The 3,109-nt window shown below is 73.2% G+C and carries 1 protein-coding gene and 1 pseudogene; both read right to left on the reverse strand.

What is annotated here, in order from left to right; translation table 11 throughout:
• Nucleotides 1-2,507 (reverse strand): annotated as a pseudogene (locus tag GCU60_RS19625) (hypothetical protein); the annotation flags it as partial.
• Nucleotides 2,504-2,968 (reverse strand): hypothetical protein, encoded by a 465-nt coding sequence (locus GCU60_RS19630; protein ID WP_163208320.1) that lies wholly within the window; start codon nt 2,966-2,968, stop codon nt 2,504-2,506. The gene GCU60_RS19630 and the pseudogene GCU60_RS19625, both read right to left, overlap by 4 nt.
• Nucleotides 2,969-3,109: the final 141 nt, after the last annotated feature.

The following is a 3,109-nucleotide window of genomic DNA, read 5'->3' on the forward strand; positions in this document are numbered from 1 at the left end:
AGCGTGTTCACATCCGAGGTCGGATAGCCCAGCGGCCCGTTCTCCCAGCCCTGCGCCGCCCACCGGTCACGCACCGCTCCGGTCAGCACCCGCGCCCCGGTCGCCTGCGTCCAGTAGATCGACCCGCCCTGGAAGTGCGCGTACCGCCCGCCGCCGGCCAGCGTGAGGACGTCGGTGGTCGGCAGCCCCAGCGCTCCTGAGGCGCCTCCGGCCGCCTCGTACCGGTCGTGCACCGCACCGGTGAGCGCCTTCGTCCCGGCCGCCTGGGTCCAGTAGACCGACCCACCCTGGAACCGGGCGAACTGCCCGCCACCGGGCAGCGCGGTCATGTCCGAGGTCGGATAGCCCAGCGGCCCGTTCTCCCAGCCGGTGGTCCCCCACCGCTCCCGCACCGCTCCGGAGAGCACCCGCGCGCCGGTCGCCTGGGTCCAGTAGATCGATCCGCCCTGGAAGTGCGCGAACCGCCCTCCACCGGGCAGCGCCGTCACACCCGTGGTGGCGCGGCCCAGCTCCCCGCTCAGCCCGCCGGCGGCCCGGTACCGGTCCAGCACCGCACCCGACAGGGCATGCCCGGCCGTCGCGGTGGCGTGCACCTCACCACGTTCGAAGGTCACCACCGCCGCCCGGCCGTCGGCGGTGGGCACCGCACCGCTGGTCGGGTACCCCAGCGACCCGGTCTCGCCCCCCTCGGCCCGCCACGCGACCACGACCGGTGCAGACAGCACGTGCGTGCCCACCCCGGGATGCACCGATACCGATCCGCCCTGGAAGTCGCCGATCCGCGCGACCCCGTCGGCGGTGGTCCGGGCGTCGGCCACCGGCATGCCCAGCGTCCCGCCGTCCGCACCGGCGGCCAGCCAGGCGTCGCGCACCGGCCCGTCGACCCGCCATGCCCCGGTCGCCTGCGACCAGTAGATCCAGCCCCGCTCGAACCGGACGGCCTGACCCTTGCCCCCGGGCGTGGCCACCGCCTCGTCCACCGGGAACCCGAGCGCACCGTTCTCCCAGCCGTGGGCCCCCCACCGGTTCCGCACCGGCGTGGACAGCGCCCGCGCGCCGGTGGCTTGCGACCAGTAGACCGACCCGCCCTGGAAGTGCGCGAACAGGCCGCCGGCGATCGGCGTCACGTCGGTGGTGGGATAGCCGAGCGACCCCGTCTCCCAGCCCTGCGCCGCCCACCGGTCCCGCACCACTCCGGAGAGCACCCGCGCACCCGTCGCCTGCGACCAGTAGACCGACCCGCCCTGGAAGTGCGCGAACTGCCCACCGGCGATCGGCGTCACGTCGGTCGTGGGATAGCCGAGCGAGCCCGACTCCCAGCCCTGCGCCGCCCACCGATCGCGGATCGCACCGGACAGCACCCGCGCGCCCGTGCCCTGGGTCCAGTAGATCGACCCACCCTGGAAGTGCTGGAAACACCCACCGTCACGCAGCCCGCACGTGGTGTCCGACACCGGATATCCCAGGGATCCGACCTCCCAGGTGAGGGAGGCCCACCGGTCCCGGACGGCGCCGTTGCCCACGATCCTGGCCCCGCTCGCCGGCGACCAGTAGATGGCGCCGTTCGCGTAGCTCTGGAAGCAGCCGCCGTTGCGCAGGCCGCAGACGACGTCGGCACGGCCGGCCCCGAGGGGGCCGCTGTCGCCGCCGGTCGCCGCGTAGCGCCCGGTCACCTCCGCGGCACCCGGGACCTGGGTGGATCCGAACCAGTCGGTGAAGTAGATCCAGAAGTTCCGGTTGCCGTAGGCCGAGCAGCCGTCACCGGAACCCCGGCCGGCGGCGAGCGCGGGGCCGTTGGGCTGGTAGGGCGTGTAGTTGTACAGCCCGGCGGTGGCGCGGTTCTCGATGAACACCTGCGAGGACCCGCACGCGGCGTTCGGGTGGAACCGGACGGTGTTCACCCGACCGGCCCGGTGGTTGAAGGCGTCGGGGTTCTGTGCGTAGTACTGGTAGCGCGACGCGGCGCTGTAGAGCTGGTTGAACAGGTGCGCGTACCGGGGGTTGCACGGCGCGGTGTCGGGGCAGCCGTACCCCATCGCCTTCTCGTACTTGACCGGCTTCAGGCTGCTGCCGCTGGAGGTGACCAGGCTCTGCTCCTTCTGCAGGATCACGAGCAGCACCCGCTGGCTGATCCCGCAGGCGGCGCCGACCTTGGCGATGATCGTGGCGGCCGATTCGCTGGGGGCGCCCACGTAGGTGCCGGGGCACAGCGAGTCGGCGGGACGCGTGTAGGTGTCCTGCCGCGCGTCCTGGAGGCACGGGGTCCCGTCGGCGGCGGGCACGCACCGCGGGTTCTTGGACTCGAGGAAGGCCTGCACGTCTCCGGCGGACATGGCGTTGCCGTCGTAGAACAGCTGATCGCTGATGATGTTGCCGGCGCGGAAGTTCGAGGTGTCGGCGGACTCCACCAGCTGGACGGCCCGGGGTCGGTCGTCGGTGGCCACCGCCACCACGAGGGCGCATGCGGCGGCGGCCACGACCGCGACGGCGCGACGCAGGCCGGTCATGCCGGGACCTCGACGTCGAGCGGCTGGGAGGTGCCCTCGGTCGTCGCGGACGAGTACTGCAGCCGCACGGTCCACGTGCCGGGTGCGAGCTCCGCGCCCGGGATCGACAGACCGGAGCACACCGTCGTCGTCGCGTCGGCGATCGCCGGGACGCTCGCCGATCGGGTGCGCCCGTCGCCGGTCACCTCGAGGGTGCAGGTGCCCCCGTCCTCCACCACCGGGCTGACATAGCCGGCCGCCTCGACCGCATCGCTCCCCTTCTCCCATCCTGCGTACGACAGGACGACGTCGGTCGTCGTCGGGCGCGGCGCATCGCTCGCCGCCGGCCCATCCTCCGATGGCACCGTCCCCGTACGGGGCGACGACGCGGCATCGCCGTCGGCTCCGTCCCCCGCGGTGCACGAGGCGAGGACGGGCACGGCCAGGGCGGTCAGCAGGAAGGCGGCAAGGGAGCTACGCACGGGAAGAGTGCCTCTCTGGTGGTGCGGGACGGGTCGACGACCCGGAGAAGACGATCGACGGCGCCCCTCAGCTGTACTGCACGCTGGTCCGGCCGTCGGTGTGGGTGATGGTTCCGTGTTGGAAGGTCTGGCGGGTTCCAC

The organism is Blastococcus saxobsidens (assembly GCF_010682065.1).
GTDB classification, from domain to species: Bacteria; Actinomycetota; Actinomycetes; order Mycobacteriales; family Geodermatophilaceae; genus Blastococcus; species Blastococcus saxobsidens_B.